The sequence below is a fragment of the Faecalibacter sp. genome (assembly GCF_057177045.1).
Map to the genome: position 1 here is coordinate 2997680 of NZ_CM169987.1, position 17455 is coordinate 3015134.

At 33.7% G+C, this 17455-nt stretch carries 16 protein-coding genes; 9 read left to right on the forward strand and 7 right to left on the reverse strand.

Annotation, left to right across the window (positions count from 1 at the left end):
• Nucleotides 1-317: 317 nt before the first annotated feature.
• From AC1QSP_RS13990 to AC1QSP_RS14005, 4 genes are all read right to left on the reverse strand, one after another.
• Complete coding sequence (locus tag AC1QSP_RS13990) at nucleotides 318-836, reverse strand: hypothetical protein (RefSeq protein WP_484079204.1); 519 nt, start codon at nucleotides 834-836, stop codon at nucleotides 318-320.
• An 81-nt stretch (nucleotides 837-917) separates the two neighbouring features.
• Nucleotides 918-2351, reverse strand: coding sequence for an MBL fold metallo-hydrolase (locus AC1QSP_RS13995; RefSeq protein ID WP_484079205.1), 1434 nt, complete (start codon nucleotides 2349-2351; stop codon nucleotides 918-920).
• Nucleotides 2352-2466: 115 nt separating this feature from the next.
• Complete coding sequence (locus tag AC1QSP_RS14000; protein WP_484079206.1) at nucleotides 2467-3051, reverse strand: methyltransferase domain-containing protein; 585 nt, start codon at nucleotides 3049-3051, stop codon at nucleotides 2467-2469.
• Nucleotide 3052: 1 nt separating this feature from the next.
• The gene (locus AC1QSP_RS14005; protein ID WP_484079207.1) at nucleotides 3053-3856 is read right to left on the reverse strand and encodes a sulfite exporter TauE/SafE family protein; all 804 of its coding nucleotides are present in this window, start codon (nucleotides 3854-3856) and stop codon (nucleotides 3053-3055) included.
• Between the two features lie 217 nt (nucleotides 3857-4073).
• Between AC1QSP_RS14005 and AC1QSP_RS14010 the strand changes: the two genes are divergently transcribed.
• From AC1QSP_RS14010 to AC1QSP_RS14040, 7 genes are all read left to right on the forward strand, one after another.
• A complete protein-coding gene (locus AC1QSP_RS14010; protein ID WP_484079208.1) occupies nucleotides 4074-5396 on the forward strand; it encodes a M16 family metallopeptidase in 1323 nt (440 codons plus the stop codon).
• 25 nt (nucleotides 5397-5421) lie between these two features.
• Entirely contained in the window at nucleotides 5422-7464 is a 2043-nt protein-coding gene (locus tag AC1QSP_RS14015; RefSeq protein ID WP_484079209.1) for a M16 family metallopeptidase, read from the forward strand.
• Between the two features lie 110 nt (nucleotides 7465-7574).
• Nucleotides 7575-8303, forward strand: coding sequence for a GLPGLI family protein (locus tag AC1QSP_RS14020; protein WP_484079210.1), 729 nt, complete (start codon nucleotides 7575-7577; stop codon nucleotides 8301-8303).
• A 55-nt stretch (nucleotides 8304-8358) separates the two neighbouring features.
• On the forward strand, nucleotides 8359-9192 hold the full coding sequence (locus tag AC1QSP_RS14025; protein WP_484079211.1) for a 1,4-dihydroxy-2-naphthoyl-CoA synthase: 834 nt from the start codon (nucleotides 8359-8361) through the stop codon (nucleotides 9190-9192).
• Between the two features lie 74 nt (nucleotides 9193-9266).
• A complete protein-coding gene (locus AC1QSP_RS14030) occupies nucleotides 9267-10028 on the forward strand; it encodes a prolipoprotein diacylglyceryl transferase (RefSeq protein ID WP_484079212.1) in 762 nt (253 codons plus the stop codon).
• Between the two features lie 56 nt (nucleotides 10029-10084).
• Nucleotides 10085-10234, forward strand: a complete 150-nt coding sequence (locus AC1QSP_RS14035; RefSeq protein ID WP_484079213.1) for a hypothetical protein — start codon at nucleotides 10085-10087, stop codon at nucleotides 10232-10234.
• Nucleotides 10235-10535: 301 nt separating this feature from the next.
• Nucleotides 10536-11939, forward strand: coding sequence for a radical SAM protein (locus AC1QSP_RS14040; RefSeq protein ID WP_484079214.1), 1404 nt, complete (start codon nucleotides 10536-10538; stop codon nucleotides 11937-11939).
• Nucleotides 11940-12294: 355 nt separating this feature from the next.
• On the opposite strand, the gene AC1QSP_RS14045 is transcribed toward AC1QSP_RS14040, so the two are convergent.
• Nucleotides 12295-12798 carry an N-acetyltransferase family protein gene (locus AC1QSP_RS14045; RefSeq protein WP_484079215.1) on the reverse strand — a complete coding sequence of 168 codons (504 nt, stop codon included), beginning with the start codon at nucleotides 12796-12798 and terminating at the stop codon, nucleotides 12295-12297.
• A gap of 90 nt (nucleotides 12799-12888) precedes the next feature.
• The gene (locus AC1QSP_RS14050; protein WP_484079216.1) at nucleotides 12889-13533 is read right to left on the reverse strand and encodes a hypothetical protein; all 645 of its coding nucleotides are present in this window, start codon (nucleotides 13531-13533) and stop codon (nucleotides 12889-12891) included.
• Between the two features lie 82 nt (nucleotides 13534-13615).
• Here AC1QSP_RS14050 and AC1QSP_RS14055 point away from each other — a divergent pair, with 82 nt between their 5' ends.
• Nucleotides 13616-14869, forward strand: a complete 1254-nt coding sequence (locus tag AC1QSP_RS14055) for an MFS transporter (RefSeq protein ID WP_484079217.1) — start codon at nucleotides 13616-13618, stop codon at nucleotides 14867-14869.
• A 161-nt stretch (nucleotides 14870-15030) separates the two neighbouring features.
• On the forward strand, nucleotides 15031-15870 hold the full coding sequence (locus AC1QSP_RS14060; RefSeq protein ID WP_484079218.1) for a hypothetical protein: 840 nt from the start codon (nucleotides 15031-15033) through the stop codon (nucleotides 15868-15870).
• Between the two features lie 332 nt (nucleotides 15871-16202).
• Here AC1QSP_RS14060 and AC1QSP_RS14065 read toward each other — a convergent pair whose 3' ends face one another.
• Nucleotides 16203-17012 (reverse strand): ABC transporter substrate-binding protein, encoded by an 810-nt coding sequence (locus AC1QSP_RS14065; RefSeq protein ID WP_484079219.1) that lies wholly within the window; start codon nucleotides 17010-17012, stop codon nucleotides 16203-16205.
• Nucleotides 17013-17455 lie beyond the last annotated feature (443 nt).

A 17455-nucleotide genomic window follows, 5' to 3' on the forward strand; every position in this document is an offset into this window, starting at 1 on the left:
CAATGGGATTCGATTTTAAAAAAAATTGAATCAATCGATTATAAAAAGATTGATGATTATATCATTTATAAGGAAACAAGTGCGGGAGAAGAGGGACGATTGATGATGAAAAACGTCAAGTCTATTCTAATAATAAAAGATGAAAATGGGATTTATTCAACGAAAGCATTTGATCAGAAAGATCAAGTTCATGAAGTGTTAAGTTTATATAAACTGATTGAATCCTATCTTCCGTTGAGGTAATCAAATCCCCACCAAAAGTCAAATAAAATGATTATGAAATAAGAAAACCTTCTTTTAAAGAAGGTTTTTGTGTATTATGATGGAAATTTAATTTTCTTCGTGATAAAGTCAATATGAGTGCTGGATTGTTTAAAGGTTGCTTCATCTCCGTATGAAATCATCTTATAAATGAATTGATCTGTTTTATAGACATTGATTTGTAAATAAATATCCATTTCTAAATCTTCATTATAATACGAGAAAACTTGAGCTAAAGTTTCTTTCCCAGCATCTGTTTTATAGGTCTTTGTATCGATTAATTTGAAATTTTTTAAAGAATTAAAATCATTCAAAGCCAATGTTGCATAGGTTTTAATATCGGTACCGATTTCATTCATTTTCAATTCATCTACATTTTCGAAAATGATGTAACCATATAATTCTTCTTCGGTGTTTTCCCATTGGACAGAAGCTAAATCATTTGCTCCAACCGTTCGTTGGAATCCAACAGGAAGTTGAACTGAAAATGATTCAGCGCCCTGTAAGGTAGTTTGTGCTTGAGTTGACATCGAAAATCCGATCGCAAGTGCAAGCGTTAAAAATAAGTTTTTCATTGAAGTTTAATTTGAGCGAAGATAAAAAAAATAGTATCTCGAAGAGATACTATTTCAAAACCAATTATTTTAGTTTATATTTTATTGAGGTGAACAAGAAGTCGATGAACAAGAAGATGTACCATCCACTAATTTAACGCCTTCAACATCTTTTATTTTTCCAAAACCTCCGGCAACATCAATTAAGTTTTCATATCCACGAGCTCTTAAAATCGAAGTGAAAATCATTGATCGATAACCACCAGCACAATGTACTAAATAGGTTTCTTCTGGATCAATTGCTTTCATGGATTCGTTGATAAAATCCAATGGGGCAGTAATAGCACCTTCAACATGTCCGTTTGCAAATTCTCCTGGTTTACGAACATCTAGGATTTTTAATTCAGCTTCCTCCGCTAATTCTACGAATTCTTCAGGAGAAACTGAAACGATTTCATCCAATTCTTTTTTCGCATCTATCCAAGCATCGATGCCACCTGACAAATATCCAATCGTATGGTCGTATCCTACACGTGCTAAACGAGTAATAGCTTCCTGTTCAACACCGTTTTCCGCAACGATTAAAATAGGTTGCTTGATGTCCGTAATTAAAGTTCCAACCCAAGGTGCAAATTGACCTTTGATTCCAATGTTAATAGAACCAGGAATAAATCCAGTGGCAAAGGTTTGTGGATCGCGTACATCCAAAATTAATGCGTTAGATTCTTCGGCTACTTGAAGAAACTCATCAGGCGTTAATGCGCGAGATCCTCTTTCTTTAATGACTTCTAAAGATTCATATCCTCCTTTATTCAACATCACATTTTCTGGGAAATAGAAAGGAGGAGGCATTAAACCTGAAGTTAGTTCTGTAATAAATTCTTCTTTTGATAAATTCGGATTTAAAGCGTAGTTTACTTCTTTTTGATGTCCTAATGTATCAAAAGTTTCTTTACTCATATTTTTTCCACAAGCGGAACCAGCACCGTGAGCAGGATAAACAATAAGATCATCCGCTAAAGGCATAATTTTTTCGCGTAACGAATCATATAAATAGCCTGCTAATTTTTCTTGTGTAAGATCTGTATCTAATTTTTGCGCTAGATCGGGACGACCCACATCACCAATAAATAAGGTATCTCCTGTAAAGATCATTTTATCTACTCCATTTTCATCTTTCAATAAATAAGTAGTAGATTCCATCGTATGACCTGGTGTATGTAAAGCGGTAATCGTAATATTCCCCAGTTGAAATACTTCATGATCGGTTGCGATATGCGCATCAAATGAAGGGTTAGCCGTAGGACCATAAACAATCGTTGCTCCTGTTTTTTGAGCTAAATCGACGTGTCCTGAAACGAAATCAGCATGAAAGTGTGTTTCAAAAATGTATTTAATTTTTGCTCCATCTTTCTCGGCTTGATCAACATAAGATTGTGTTTCTCTCAATGGATCAATGATGGCAACTTCTCCATTGCTCTCAATGTAATAGGCTCCTTGAGCTAAACATCCGGTATATATTTGTTCGACTTTCATTATGTGAGTTTATTAGTGTAAAATTACGAATTTATACGTTGTGAATGGTAGCTAATCCAACAAAACAAAGGTATAGCATCATCAATTTAATTTATTTTAACTGAATATAAATACATTAACCGTTTGATTTTAATTGAATAAATAATTCAGTTCCCGCTCGAGGTGGGATTGAATTATAACAATCATCCATGGTAACAATTGTAAAATAGGGTTTAAATAATTGCAGATATTCTTCTTTAGAACCACCAAATGGAGGATATGGATTTCCAAAATCCCGTTGAAACATTACACCTACAAGTTTTCCGTTTTTTGAAAGTAAATTTTTCATTTGATTCGCATAAGCGGAACGTAAATCGGGATGTAAAGCACAAAAAAATGTTTGTTCTAAAATTAAATCATAACTTCCTTGTAAATCAAAGAAATCGCCTAAAATCACTTGAATTTGAGGGTAGTTTTTAAATTTTTCTTGTAAGGTTTGGACTAAGACTTCCGAGATATCAATTAATGTAATATGGGAGAATCCTTTTTCCAATAAATATTCTGCTTCATAAGCATTACCACAACCTGGAATAAGGATGCGAAGGGATAGATCAGAAAGTTGATCAATATATTCTTTTAAAGGAGTAGAAGGCGATTTTAAATCCCAACCCGTTTGTTGTGATTGATATCGTTCATTCCAAAATTGAGCACTAAAACACATGTTATGCAATTATAAATTCTTCAATGAAAATAAAGATAGCCATTGTCATAATAAAGTAGGCAAATATCTTCTTTAATAATTTAACTGGTAAATATTGATTGATATACGTTCCAATGATAATTCCAACCATCGCAATGGCCACAAACAACCCTAGGAATTGCCAATCAATTGAAATTTTAGTAGCATCACCTAGAAAAAATCCCATCAATGAGTTAATCGCAATAATCATTAATGAAGTGGCTGATGCACGTTTCATATCCAATTGGGCGATAACCATTAATGCTGGTACAATCAAAAATCCACCTCCAGCACCAACTAATCCCGTTAAAGCGCCAATAAAAAAACCTTCCGAAAGGATTAATGGTTGAAATGTCCCTTTATTTGCTTTCGATTTTCGTTCTTTTTTATCGGATAACATGGACGTAGCTGCCAAGACCATTAATAGTGCGAAAAGTCCAAACATGGCCATACGACGTGTAAATTCAAAATGTTGAATGGTAAATAATACTTCGGGAAGCATAGGGATAACCAATGCACGGGTAATGATAATTCCTATTACAGCAGGGATACCAAAAACAAAAACCGTTTTCCAATCGACCATTTTATTGAAGGCTTGTTTTAATCCACCGACTAATCCGGTAGATCCTACAATACATAAAGAATAAGCCGTTGCCATCTTTTCGTCCAAATGAAAAATATAGGCCAATATCGGTACTGCTAGGATAGATCCACCTCCTCCTAGTACGCCCATAATCAATCCAATAAATAATGCTCCAATATAACCGAAAATTTCAATCCACTGCATGAAAATCAATTTGCACAAATCTATTAGCAAATAAGTATAAAATTCTATAGGTATATTAATAATTTTTCCCTTATTTTATTGAAAATTAGTTCTATTAAGCCAATAGAGTTTGTCATTTGATGCATAGTTATTGAAAAAAGATCAAATGATTTGTAACATTTATTACTTAGCAACGACAAATAAAGAAAAATACACTATCAATAGAAATTAGTTACCAATGAAAAAATTACTACTGTCATTAATGTTTGCCGGAGGACTGGTATTCGGACAAAAAATTGAATTCGAAGAATATAAGCTTCCGAATGGTTTACATGTTATTTTACACCAAGATAATTCAGCACCAGTGGTGACAACAGGTGTCATGTATCACGTGGGATCAAAGGACGAACAAGTCGGTAAAACAGGATTTGCACACTTTTTTGAGCACTTATTATTTGAAGGTACAACAAACATTCAAAGAGGTGAGTGGTTTAAAATTGTTTCATCTCACGGGGGATCCAATAATGCCAATACAACATCAGACCGAACATATTACTACGAAACATTTCCATCGAATAACTTAGAGTTAGGATTATGGATGGAATCAGATCGTTTATATCAGCCGATCATCAACCAAATTGGGGTAGATACGCAAAAAGAGGTGGTGAAAGAAGAAAAACGTTCGCGTTTGGATAATCAGCCTTACGGTAAATTTTCTTACGGTGAAGCCGTAAATCCACACGTCTTCAAAAATCATCCGTACAAGTGGTCTGTTATTGGTTCATTTGAAGATTTAAGTAGTGCAACTTTAGAGGATTTCCAACATTTTAGCGAAACATACTATGTTCCAAACAATGCCGTATTGGTAGTAGCTGGAGATTTTAAATCAGATGAAGCCAAACAATTAATCGAAAAATATTTCGGTAAAATTAAACGCGGTAAAGATGTTGTAAAATCTTTCCCGAAAGAAGCTGAACAAACTCAAGAAGTTCGTGCAACAGAATACGATGCCAATATTCAAATCCCATTATTAGCCATTAACTATCGTACACCTGGAAATAAAGTAAAAGATGCTGCTGCATTACAGATGTTATCAGATTATTTATCGGGTGGGAAAAGTTCGGTATTGTATAAAAAATATGTTGATGAACGTAAAGAAGCATTACAGATTTTTGCCTTCAATCGTCAAATGGAAGATTATGGAATCTATACCATCGGAATCTTACCACAAGGTGAAGTTTCGTTCGAATATTTAGAAAAAGAATTAGCAAAAGATATTAAAGCAGTTCAAACGGACTTAATCTCAGAAAAAGATTATCAAAAGATCTTAAACGGAATTGAAAATCGTTTTGTAGCGTCTAAATCAGGTGTTCAAAACATCGCCCACGCTTTAGCAGATGCTTATATGTTACGTGGAAACACTAACATTATTAATGAAGAATTGGATATTTACCGTTCTGTAACACGTGAAGACATTCGTAATGCAGCACAAAAATATTTGAATCCACAACAACGAATCATTATTAACTATTTACCAGAATCTGCTAAAGACGCAAAATAAGGATTAAACTACTGAATTTAGAATTATGAAAACGAAAATATTATCTCTTGCATTTGCATTTTTTGCAATTTCGTTACAAGCACAAGAAATTATTCCAATGCCAAAACCAGGTCCAGCACCGACCATTAACATTGGAAAACCAAATGAATTTAAATTAAAAAATGGCTTAACAGTAATTGTGGTTGAAAATCACAAATTACCTCGTGTATCAGCGACTTTAACTATCGATAATCCACCGATTGCTTTAGGTGAAAAAAGCGGTACTGAATCGTTATTAAGCGAAATGTTAGGTACAGGTACAAAGAACATTAGCAAAGATGAATTTAATGAACGAATTGAATTTTTAGGTGCAAATGTAAATCTTTGGGAAAGTGGAGCTTCGGCAAGTTCTTTAAAGAAATACTTTAATGAAGTTTTTGGGTACATGGCTGATGGTGCTTTAAACCCAAACTTTACACAAGCTGAATTTGATGCAGTAAAAGCCCGTTACATCGAAGGATTAAAGTCTGACGAAAAATCGGTAGAAACTGCTGCTGCTCGTGTGCGTGATATTTTAATTTATGGTAAAAATCATCCATTTGCAGAATATGATACACCAGAAAAAATCGAAGCCATTACTTTAGCGGACGTACAAGATTATTACAATAAATACTATAAGCCGAATAATGCGTATTTAATCGTAGTAGGGGATATCACGACAAAAGAAGTGAAGAAACTTTCAGAAAAATGGTTCAAAAACTGGAAAAAAGGTGACTTAAACATTCCTGCTTTACCAAAAGTGGCTGAGGTCCAAAGAACAGAAGTCGATATCATTGACATGCCGAATGCAGTACAATCTGTAGTAGGTTTAGGATATCCTGTACAATTGACGAAAAATGATCCGGATTATTACGCCGTTCAAGTGGCTTCTTCTATTTTAGGAGGTGATTTCAATTCGAAGTTGAATATGAACTTACGTGAAGCCAACGGTTGGACGTATGGAGCGCGTGGAGGCGTTTCAGATTCTCGTTATGTAGGTACATTTACAACGAATGCAACGGTTCGTAATGATGTGACGGATGGAGCGGTGAAAGAAACGTTGAAAGAAGTACGTTCGATGACATTAGAGAAAATCGATGCCCAACAATTGGAAGAAGTTAAATCGAAATTCTTAGGAAATTTTATTTTGACATTAGAGCGTCCTCAAACGGTGGCTAATCAAGCGTTAACAATTAAAACGAATAAATTAGATCCTTCGTTTTACACCAACTACATTAAAAATATTAATGCAGTAACTGTCGATGATGTATTAAGAGTGTCTAAAAAATACTTCCGTCCAGACCAAGCGCGCATTATCGTAACGGGTAAAGCAGAGCAAATCGCTGATGGATTAGAAGCATTAGGTTACCCTGTAAATTACTATGATAAATACGGGAACAAAACAGAAAAACCAGCACCTTCTGCTAAAAAATCGGATAAAACGGTTCAACAAATTGCAGATGCTTATATCGCAGCAATTGGAGGTAAAGATAAAGTGGCTAAAATTTCGACATTGAAGCAAACAGGTTCAATCGAAATCCAAGGCATGAAAGGAGAATACATCAACTATGCAAAAGCACCGAACAAAACTTCTGTCGTGATGAAAATCATGGGAATGGAAATTGTTCAAACTTTTGATGGTGAAAAAGCATTTGCGAAACAAGGTCCTAACAAGGCTGAAGTAACAGATGGTTTACCTCAATTAAAAATTACAAATACATTATTTCTTCCATTATCAGAAGGGTACAAATCAGCTGAAATCAAAGGTGAAGTAACAGAAAATGGAAAAAAATATACAAAAGTATATGTAAAAGATTTACGTCGTACAGATTATTATGAGGTGGCAACGGGATTATTGGAAAAATCTGAAATTATGCAAGATACACCAATGGGACCAATGAACATGGTGACTACTTTTGACGCATACAAAGAATTTGATGGCGTAAAATACCCAACAATTTTATCAAACGAAGTGGGGCCTCAAAAAATCAATGTGACAGTAGAAAAAGTGGAAGTAAACAAAAACGTTTCTGACGCAGACTTCAAATAAGAATACATTCTTTTTTAACTATAGAAAAGGTACTTCGACTACGGTTGAGGTGCCTTTTTTTATACTTTATTTTAAAATTTCTCGTTATTAAAGTTGTATAAATCAAACAAATGAAACAAATTATTTTCACTTTTTTAGTCTTAATTTCAAACCTGTTAATTGCTCAAAATACGTTTATTTATCAATTCAACTCAATGAATAAAGTAGAAAATGGAATCCAATCTGGACCTATGGCAGATTTTTTTAAGGCAACTTCTGATCCTATTGTTTATACCTATCAAATAAATAACAATAAAGCTGTTTTTTATCCCATATTTAAAATTAATAATGCTCAGACGGCTCAAATTGATCTATTAGAAATATCTGCAAAAACATTGGGGGAATACTTTTATGATTATGATCAAAAATTAATTGAAAATAAAATCGAAACTTCGAATAAAGAATACATCGTCACTTCAAATTTTGATGATTTACACTGGATTGATACGAATGAATCAGAAACAATTAATGGTTATCCAACCAAAAAATATATTACCAAACGCAAAGAGAAAGGAATAAAAACGGATAAAATTTACACCACGACCATTTGGATTGATGAATCTTATCCGCAGGATATTGCGCCATTTGGATTGATGGGGTTAAAAGGGTTAATTGTAAAAGTCAATTTTAACGGAGTAAATGATTTGATCCTTCAAACCATTGAAACGAAAAAAGTGTCAGCGATTCAACCTTTTAAAGGAAATAATCGAATCACGAAAGAAGCGTATAAAAAAATGATCGATGATAAATTGGATCAAATTAAAGAAAGTAGAGGTGTAAAAATAGATTTAAAAAGCTAAAAAATTCTTTTTAAAATTGAATTAACCTTATTTTTGGTAAAATTTAAAAGTAACAATGGCTACAATTAACTGGCAAACTGTAAAAGAATACGAAGACATTACCTTTAAGAAATGTGATGGGGTAATGCGTATTGCTTTCAATCGTCCGGAAGTGCGTAATGCATTCCGTCCAAAAACTGTTTTCGAATTATTAGATGCATTCCAATTAGCGGAAGAAGATCGCGAAGTAGGAGTAATCTTATTAACAGGAGAAGGACCATCACCAAAAGACGGTGGTTGGGCATTCTGTTCTGGTGGAGACCAACGTGTTCGTGGAGCTAAAGGATACGAAGGACAAGACGGAATTGGTCGTTTAAATATTTTAGAAGTTCAGCGTTTAATTCGTTTCTCAACAAAAGTTGTCGTAGCGGTGGTTAACGGATGGGCTGTAGGAGGTGGACATTCATTACACGTGGTATGTGATATGACGTTAGCTTCTAAAGAACACGCGATCTTTAAACAAACGGATGCGGATGTGGCTTCGTTTGATGGAGGTTATGGTTCGGCTTATTTAGCGAAACAAGTAGGTCAAAAACGCGCACGTGAAATTTTCTTCTTAGGATTAAATTATTCGGCGCAAGAAGCTTACGATATGGGAATGGTAAACTTAGTAGTTCCTCACGATGAATTAGAGCAAGTGGCTTTTGATTGGGCACAAGAGATTTTAACAAAATCGCCAACAGCTATCAAAATGTTGAAATATGCGTTCAACTTAGTAGATGATGGGTTAGTTGGTCAACAAATATTTGCGGGTGAAACTACACGTTTCGCTTACGGTACAGAAGAAGCGATTGAAGGGCGTAATGCGTTTTTAGAAAAACGTAAACGTGATTTTTCGAGATTCCGTTAAACGATTAACATACGATAACATCATATAAAGCGTTACACTTACAGTAGCGCTTTTTTTATGCTCATCACTGAACAATGAATATTCAATTTCCGGTAACTGTAGATTTTTTAGGCCATGCCATTTTAATTCATCCCATTTTAGAATGGATTGGAATATTTGTAGGAATGCGTTTGTATGGCTATTTAAAACGAAATAGTACCACCTCTTTATCCACGATTCAAGGGTTAGGTGTAATCATGGGGGCTTTGATGGGGGCATTATTCGGTTCTAAAATCATAGGCACATTAGAGCATCCCAATGCATTCGTTCACGCTGATTTACCTTTGCTTTATTTTTGGACCAGTAATACCATTGTGGGTGGTTTAGCGTTTGGATTAGTAGGAGTAGAAGTTGCCAAGAAAATCATTGGTTACAAAGAAAGTACGGGGGATTTAATGGTCTATCCGTTAATTGTAGCCATGTGTATTGGTCGTGTCGGTTGCTTTTTAACCGGAATAGCCGAACAAACCTATGGAGTACCGACCACTTCCATTTTCGGAATGCATTTGGGAGACGATTATTTGCGACATCCTGTAGCCTTGTATGAAATTGTATTTTTGATTATACTAGGCTTAACCCTATATGGCTTTCGAAAGAAATATACCTTTCCATCGGGTGTATTATTTCAACTCTTTATGCTGAGTTATTTTTCTTTTCGCTTTGTTTTAGATTTCATCAAACCGAAAATAAATGTTCTTTTAGAATTAAGTACCATTCAAATAACCTGTTTAGTTGTCGTTATTTATTATATCTTTAAAATCAACAACCATCGACAATTCATTCATCTTAAACATTAACACTTGTGGAAAGTCTTTTAGTCATAATCATTTTATTCGCTCTTCTTGGACTCCTTTTGCAATTTATAGGATTACTTTATTATTTCTTTAGAGGAACAGAAAATGAGGAGGAGCATAAAGCTACTGCACTCCAATTATTGGTCTATGGCACTGCATTGCTTTTAGGATCTGGCGTTGTTTGTGGAATAGGAGTATCTTTTGCTTAAAATAATAATATCCTCAAACGTATGAATAGTGCTTTTATATTTCTTGAAGTCGGTAATTTATCGGGACTTTTTTTTACCATTATTCTTATCGCGCTTGCTATAGGAGCCTTTATGAGTGCGATTATTACATTCGTTAAATTTGTGATCGACTCCAGTAAAAATCATCAACAATCCTTTCAATATTACGTTATATTTTTTCTGATCACTTATTTAATTGTGCTGCTGTGTTCAGGAATAATCTGTGGAGTTGGTTTCAATTAAACTTTTCAGATGAACTCATTCAATTTCTTATATCTTTTTTATGCCAGTTAGAAACTATACTTACTACGACTATACAATTTCGCTATGCCCAGAATGTTTAAAACGCGTGGGGGCAAAAATCATTATTGAAGATGACCATGTTTTTATGACCAAAAGATGTCCAGATCATGGGTTTTTCAAAACAAAAATTGCATCTGATGTCGAATATTACAAAAACATCAGAAATTATAATAAAGCTTCTGAAATGCCGCATCATTTTGGAACTGATGTCGATTATGGATGTCCTTACGATTGCGGATTGTGTGTTGATCACGAACAACATTCGTGTTTATCGGTGGTTGAAGTGACCGACCGTTGCAATTTAACTTGTCCTACATGTTATGCTATGTCTTCCCCACATTACGGTTCTCATCGTACGTTGGAACAAATTGAAGCGATGTTGGATACAATTGTGAAAAATGAAGGTGAACCGGATGTGGTTCAATTAAGTGGAGGTGAACCTACGATACATCCCCAATTTTTCGAGATTTTGGATATTGCGAAAACAAAACCCATCAAGCATTTAATGTTAAACACCAATGGAATTCGGATTGCCAATGATCCAGGATTTGCAGAAAAATTAGCGACTTACGCCCCTGAATTTGAAATTTATCTGCAATTTGATTCCTTCAAACCTGAAGTATTAGAAGAATTTCGAGGGAAAGATTTGACCGATGTTCGAATGAAAGCGTTGGAAAAATTAAATGCTTTAAACCTTTCGACCACGTTAGTAGTTGTCTTAGAACATGGAAAAAATGTAGATGAAATCGGAAAAATTATTGATTTTGCATTGAAACAAAAATGTGTGCGTGGTGTAACGTTTCAACCGGTTGAAATTGCAGGAAGAAATAAATCGGATTCGGTTCACGAAAAAATTACATTAACCGAAGTTCGTCAAGAAATTATTCAACAATATCCCCTTTTAAATGGAGACGATATTATTCCCGTTCCGTGTAATCCCGATGCCTTAGCCATGGGGTATATTTTAAAATTAGAGGATGAGGTTATTCCTTTAACACGCTACATCAATCCAGCTGATTTATTGAACAATGAATCTAAAAATACAATTGTTTACGAGCAAGATGAAGGATTGAAAATGCAATTGTTGGATATTTTTAGTACGGGAATTTCGGTGGATAAGGTGCAACCCAAAGTGGATCAATTGTTATGTTGTTTGCCAGGGGTTTGTGCGCCCAATTTAGAATACGACAATTTATTCCGAATCATTATTATGAATTTTATGGATGCGTATGATTTTGATGTGCGCGCCGTGAAGAAATCGTGTGTACATATTGTAGACAAAGACTTAAAAATGATTCCATTCGAAACGATGAATTTATTTTACCGTGACAATAAAAAGAAGTATTTAGAAGAATTAAGAAAAGAGGATAAGGTATTATTCTAATACAAGATAAAAGAGAAGCGAAACCGATGAGGTTTCGCTTTTTCATTTAATATAACTAAATTTCAGTGTTTTGATTAATATTTAGTTATATTAAAAAATTAATTGAAGTTTTTATACCAATGGACCTTGAAGAATTATATCGAATATTATTAACGGTTTTTGTAATCGCAGCTGCCATCTATAAATTTCCAAATTCGAATAAAAGAGAAAAAATAGCTATGATAATATTAGTTTCTGTATTGATCATTGTGACATTACTATATTATGTTTAATATAATAAAGGGATTAGTAAACGATATAGAAAAGATTACAGATAAAAGATATTATGCTTAATTTATCGAAAATTTTAAACCCTTTACTGAATACGTTTCCCTAAAATCTTTAAACTATACTCTTGTTCATCCATCTCTGCGATATTGGGAAATAATGCCCATTCTTCAAACCCTAAACGTTGAAACAATTTGATGCTCGGTACATTATGTGCGAAAATAAAGCCCAATAACGTTTTTACCCCTAATGCTTTGGATTTTTCGATGCAATCCCTCAAAATTTGCTGTCCTAAACCTTTTCCACGTTGGTTTTCGTCCATATAAATACTTATCTCAACCGTCCCATCATAAGCTGGACGACCATAAAAAGATTGTAAACTCACCCAACCGATGATTTCATTTGCTGTATTCTCAATCACCCAAAGTGGTCTTTTATCGGCATTATGGGCGTGAAACCAAGGCAAACGGTCTTCTACACTTACGGGTTCGGTATCAGCGGTAACAAGACGAGAGGCAATTGTTGAATTATAAATCGCTACAATTCGTTCCAAATCTTCTCTTTCAGCATTGCGATAAATCAGTTCATTCATTTCCGAAAATTTTAGGTATAAAAGTATAATTTATTCAAGAGGTTTTTCTATTTCAAATAGAATTTTAGTTCATTGGTACCAAAAGCCTTTTTATTTAGTGAGGTTATGATTAAACATTTCATCAAATGAATGAAACAAAACAAAAATTTCATGAGGTTGATACCTGAAGTCGGTCAGTTTTGGTTGTAAAATTTCTTGATTGATATCGAAATAAAGCATTAAATTCTTGCGTGAGGATAGCGGTAAACGATGTTTTCGAGCCGTAAGTTTTTCCAGTTGAGGAAAAACAATAGTATCGTATAAATTGTGCGGAATAGTGAATTGCCCTTGTTTGGAATGACTTGTATCGCGTTGTTGGTCGGAGATTAAAATAACCTCTAAATTTTCAATGGGTCTTCCTGTCTTATCATAACTTTTTATCGTTAGATGTTTGGCATGTTCTTCTTTTAATTCATAGTGAAGAAATAGATTCTGATTGGTCATACTTTTCGAATGAAAGAACAGAGAATCTCCTTTAGGTTCAATTTCTCCGACAGAAAATGTGGATGAATTTTCAATTTTGGTATAGGTTGAATCTTGATTGAGAATAAAAATATCATCCTTCGACGAAGGTGTTAATTCTATACTTTCAATCAAAGTCTGATCTGTTTCAGTAAAAAATGAAGTGTAAGGATCATTTGGTAATTCGGCTTGACAAGAACAAATGAAAACAGCAGAGACTATAATTTTTTTCATAAATAAGACGTGAATTATTTCTGGTTCAACCATCCATAAATGCGTAGAACAATGTAAATTTACTTTATATCTATGAATATTTATGAGTACAACTCCAAAAGTTCCTTCCGTTTGGAAGAACAAAGAATTTATACCGTTTATCTTTTTACGCTTTTCCTTGATTTTTGCATTATTTATCCAAAGTACTTCGGTCGCGTATGAGATTTTTAAGGTTACGCAAAAAGAGATTTATTTAGGATTAATCGGATTGTTTGAATTTGCCCCAATTCTGTTAACGGCATTTTATGCCGGCCAATTGGTGGATAAATTAGACAAACGAAAAATTTTAGTGATTTGCATTGGATGTTACATGATCACGTCGTTTGTGTTGATGTTCGTCAACTTAGAATCCATTCGCAGTCAAATCGGAATTCCGGTGTATTTAGGGGTGTGTTATTTAGCCTTTTTTATTTTAGGATTAACACGAGCCTTCAGTGGACCATCACTTTTTGCATTGTTAGCTTTAGTGGTGCGCAAAGAAAATTATACCAAAGCGATCCCGTTATCGTCTTCAGCCTTTATGATTGGATCGGTATTAGGACCGTTAGCTGGTGGATTATTGTTGGCGCAATTTGGAATTGAAGCCGCTTTAATTACAGCCTTTGTGATTATGTGTGTATCAATGGTCATGATTTTATTAATTGCACCAAAACCACCTGAGCAATCGGAAGCAGAATCCACAGAATCGGCCATGCAACGCATTAAAGAAGGGTTAAAATTCATTTGGGCGACGCCCATTATTTTAGCCGTCTTAAGTTTAGATATGTTTGCGGTCTTTTTTGGTGGAGCAGAATCGCTATTGCCTGCTTTCGTCGAAAAAGTACTAAAACAAGGACCAGAAACATTTGGTTTTCTACGTTCAGCACATGGAATTGGCTCATTGATTATGATGTTCTTTTTATCTTCGATTCCGATGTTGTTGAAAGGAAATGTTGGGCCAAAATTATTAGGTGCAGTCGCACTTTTTGGAGGATGTATCATTGCGTTTGGGATGACGCGAAATGTTTACCTGTGTTTTGCAATTTTAATGTTAGCCGGTGCATTTGATGCGGTTTCAATGGTGATTCGTCAAAGTATTCTACAAATCAAAACCCCAGAAAATTTAAAAGGAAGAGTTTCATCCGTGAATTCAATTTTTGTGAGTTCGTCCAACGAATTAGGTGCATTAGAAAGTGGAATTGCGGCCACATTTTTAGGGCTCGTTCCAGCGATTATATTCGGAGGTTCAATGACGATTATTACAGTTGTTGTAATTCTTGTCTTGATAAAACAAATAAGGTATGTTGAATTGAAATAAAATGAAAAGCGAATCGTAGGTTCGCTTTTTTTTATATAAAATGTAAATGACTTGTAACTCACATACTAAATTACACAGAAATGTTGGTTTTAAATAAACTGATTAGATATGTTGAATGATGACTTTTTTAAATAAAAACCTTTATTTTTGCCAAAAAATCTATGAAAAAACTCTTTTACTTTTTATTACCATTTTTACTTCTATCATGTACAGATCATAATGATGACGATTTTAATTCAAATGAAAATTCATTAATTCTGCCGGATTCATTTAATTATAGATTTTTATCGGAAGCTCCTATATGGCCAATGGATTATGGACTTGTTAAAATTAAATATTCAGAAAATAATTTACCAATTCAAGTTTTAGGTGGTTTTGTCTCTCTACCTAATGGACATACGACTTCTTCATTATTTGACTCGACTCGATACGAGGAATATCAATATAATGATAATAAAGTTCTGAGACTTAAAAAGAATACATTAGATTCTTATGTTAGTAATTTTAGAGCTGAATTTGTTGTAGAAAACAATAAAATAATTTCTTCCAAAGAATATCTTATTAGTCAAATACAAGGTTCAGATACTCGTACAAAGTATTTTTATCAAAACGATAGATTAAACAAAAAAATAATTTATTGGACAGACGTTTCGAATAGTATTTATTCAGATTATGGAATTGAATATGTGTATTATTTTAATGCTAATAATAATTTGGATAGTATTGTTTCTCAAAATGTCGTCCTAGATTCCAATTTAAATACAAGTTATGATTTTGATCGTTTTAAAACTAAACAAGTGAAGATTTTAAAGAATTATGATCATTCGAAGAATCCATTTAAACAGTTGTTTTTATTGGATCGATTTTTTGATCGTTCACTTTCAGTCAATAATTATAGACAAGTGATTGAAAAAAGTTATTATGATGGTGTCTTATCAAGATATAACGAATTTGATATTCTTTATTTTTATGAAAATAACGAAATTGATTTAACAAAATAAAAAGGTCAAAAAGCGAATTTTAGGATTCGCTTTTCATTTTATTTTTGGTAATAACTAATTTAGACCTTGCATCTTACATTTAATAGTTCTGTGTGGAGGAGTGCCAATTATTAAGATGTACATGGTTATGCATATTAATCAAGTAAAAGATTTTAGATGGAAGTTAGATAAATAGGAAATAAAGATTAAAAGTTGTTTAAAATTTGAGTTATGGAGTTAAAGAGCCTTTAGTTATGGGACAAACGTAAGTGTCAATGATAAATTAAAAGAAAGAATCATCATTATTCCAAATTCGAACTTTTAATCCATGAACTTCTAGATGTCACTTTAAATTAATAACTTGCATAATATTCCGAGGCATCATGGATAAATTTTTGCAGATGAGCTAAACCATCGGTTAATGCCGCTGGACCTGGTTGCAAAATCAATTCTGATTTAATTTCTATAATTTGTTGATGTTGTACAGCAGTAATCTGATCGAAACCTTCTCGTTCTATTACTTTTTCGGGTTTAAACATTTTTCCACACCATGAACCAAGAATCAAATCAGGATTCGATTGGATATATTGTTCAGTTGTCGTGATGCGATTTTTAGCATGGAAATGGGGTTTTAATTCGGGGATAGCCAATGTACCACCACAAATCTCAATCAGTTCCATTACCCAAGTCGATCCACTCATAATAGGATCATCCCATTCTTCAAAAAAAACTACAGGGGAGAAGAGAAGATTTTTTCCCATTTGATAGGCATGTTCTAAGTTTTCTTGATAGGTTTGTATCAATCGCTGGCCATCACGACTATTCCCTATCAATGAACTAAATTTTAGAACAAAATCTAAAATACCTTGCACAGTATGATGATTGAAGAGATAAACCTCAATCCCTCGTCGAATCAATTCAGCAGCAACATCTGCTTGTAAATCCGAGTAGCCAACTACCAAATCAGGTTTTAATGCTATAATGTCGTCGTATTTCGCATCTAAAAATGTAGAAATTTTTGGTTTTTCTTTTCGCGCTTGAGGAGGACGATAAGTAAATCCACTGATCCCAACCAAACGATGCTGTTGATTTATGGCATATAATAATTCAGTCCCTTCTTCAGTTAAGCAGATGATGCGTTGCGGATATTTAGCAGTAAACATATTTAAATGGTTTGTTTCAAATATAATAGGAATTTAAAATTCTGGGATTAATTGTTAAAAGTATTTGTCCTCTTAAATTCATAAATGTCCCTTGACTGACCTTTTCGAGTTGAATTTCTATTGATGTTGTATAGCGGTTATATGGCCATTGTATTGGAATTGTATAGGCGTTATATTGATCTTCTATAGGTTTTGTATTGGGTTTAACCGGAGTTTGTATTGATGTCATAAATTGGTGAATGAGATAATGAGTTAATTTGAGAATGTGATAATCATGCTATTCTTATAATTTAATAGTTGGTCATTTTGAGCTTGTCTCAGGATTCCATACGATCTATTATAGGATAAGAAGTTGAAACGCGTCCAGCTTGACAAGTTTATCCTTATGTCTTAAGCCTTACATCTTATGTCTTATTTAAGTTGTTATGGGTTGTAGGTTCTGG